Origin of the sequence: Mesorhizobium sp. (assembly GCF_024509055.1) — a bacterium.
In the GTDB taxonomy this organism is placed as follows: Bacteria; Pseudomonadota; Alphaproteobacteria; order Rhizobiales; family Rhizobiaceae; genus Mesorhizobium.
The window spans coordinates 1-1,843 of the sequence record NZ_JANINM010000314.1 but is presented as its reverse complement, the minus strand read 5'-3'; the positions used below and the strand labels follow the sequence as shown (position 1 = coordinate 1,843).

The 1,843-nt window shown below is 64.4% G+C and carries 2 protein-coding genes; one reads left to right on the top strand and one right to left on the bottom strand.

The genetic code is table 11. The annotated features are described in order from the left end of the window. The coding region (locus Q0L57_RS13995; protein WP_296743541.1) for a Gfo/Idh/MocA family oxidoreductase at positions 1-992 on the top strand (992 nt) is incomplete at its 5' end. 9 nt (positions 993-1,001) lie between these two features. On the opposite strand, the gene Q0L57_RS13990 is transcribed toward Q0L57_RS13995, so the two are convergent. Next, the coding region (locus tag Q0L57_RS13990; RefSeq protein WP_296743540.1) for a PLP-dependent aminotransferase family protein at positions 1,002-1,843 on the bottom strand (842 nt) is incomplete at its 5' end.

Below are 1,843 nucleotides of genomic sequence, written 5' to 3'. Positions count from 1 at the left end.
AGGTCAATGACGAACTGGCCAGACGCAAGGCGGGCGAGTTCGGCTTCGCCAGGGCGTCCGGCGACTGGCGTGCCGTCGTCAACGATCCGGACGTGGATGTCGTGTCGCTGACCACACCCAACCAGTTCCATCCGGAAATGGCTATCGCCATCCTTGAAGCCGGCAAGCATCTATGGTGCGAGAAGCCGATGGCGCCAAGCTTCGCCGAGGCCGATACCATGGCGAAGGTGGCCCGCGAAACCGGCAAGGTCGCGGTGCTCGGCTACAACTACATCCAGAACCCGACGATCCGCCACATCGGCGCGCTGCTCGATGAAAAGATCATCGGCGACGTCAATCTCGTGCGCATCGAGATGGACGAGGATTTCATGGCCGATCCGGACGCGCTGTTCTTCTGGAAGCATGAGGCCACCTCCGGCTACGGCGCGCTCGACGATTTCGCGGTGCATCCGCTGTCGCTCATCAAGGCGTTGTTCGGCCGCGTCGCCCAGGTCATGTGCGACATGGTCAAGCCCTATGCCGACCGGCAGGTCGCATCGGGCGGGCGGCGCGCGGTCGAGACCTATGACATCGCCAGCGTGCTGATGCATCTCGAAAACGGCGTCGCCGGCACGCTGCTGGTCAACCGCTCGGCCTGGGGCCGCAAGGGCCGCATCGCCATCCAGATCTTCGGCTCGAAGGGCTCGATCCTCTACGACCAGGAGCGGATGAACGAGTTCCAGCTCTACCTCACCGCCGACCGGCCGACCGAGCAGGGCTATCGCACGATCCTGACGGCGCCGCACCACAAGCCCTATGATTCCTTCCTTCCGGCGCCCGGGCACGGCCTCGGCTTCAACGACCTCAAGATCATCGAATGCCGCGAATTGCTGATGCGGATCGCCGGCAAGCCGGCGCGGATCATCGACTTCGACGAAGGGCTGGAGATCGAGCGCACCGTGCACGCGATGGCGCGCTCGTTTCGGGAACAACGTTGGGTGGATGTGCGGTAGGCCGATCCGTTATCCAGGCTTCGCCTGACCTTGAAGGACGGCCGATGCCAACCGCCTGACGCCGGGCGCCGCGTCCTCATGGTGCAGGGCCGAGAAGCCGAGAAGCAGGCCGTGGCTGACTGCCGACGCCTGATGCATCGGAGAGATCGGCAGCACGGTGACACCGGATCGGCGAGCGGCTTGCGCGATCTCAACATCGTCAAAGCCCGAAGACAGGCGGGCAAGCAGATGAACGCCTTGCATGGGCACTTCGACCACAACCCGCGTCTCGTCGGGGAATTCCTCGCGCAACAACGCCACAAGCATGTCGCGTGACGCCCGATATGCCTCCCTCAATCTCCGCAGGTGGCTGGAAAAATGCCCCTCGCTCAGGAAGTCGGCGACGACCAGTTGGTGAAATGGCGCCGGGAAGCGGTCGAGCAGGACGCGCATTGCACGAAAGGCTGGCACGAGCTCGGCCGGTACCACGAGGTAGCCCAAGCGCAGACCGGGCAGCAACGCCTTGCTGAACGTACCCAGATAGATGACCCTGTCATGCTCGTCGACGCCCTGCAGCGCGGCCAGCGGGCGATCGTCGTAGCGAAACTCGCTGTCGTAGTCGTCCTCCAATATCCACGCGCCCTTCGCCGCGGCCCAATCAATCAGGGCCAGACGCCGCGCCATGGAAAGCACCGCCCCTGTCGGGTATTGATGTGAGGGCGTCACATAGACCGCCCGGATGGTTTCCGCGCGCTCGGCGAGCATGTCCACATTGATCCCATGAGCATCAACCGGGATGGGGGCAAGGCGGGCGCCGCCGGCCGTGAAGGCCAACCGCGCCGGCGGGTAGCCCGGTTCTTCGATCGCGACAT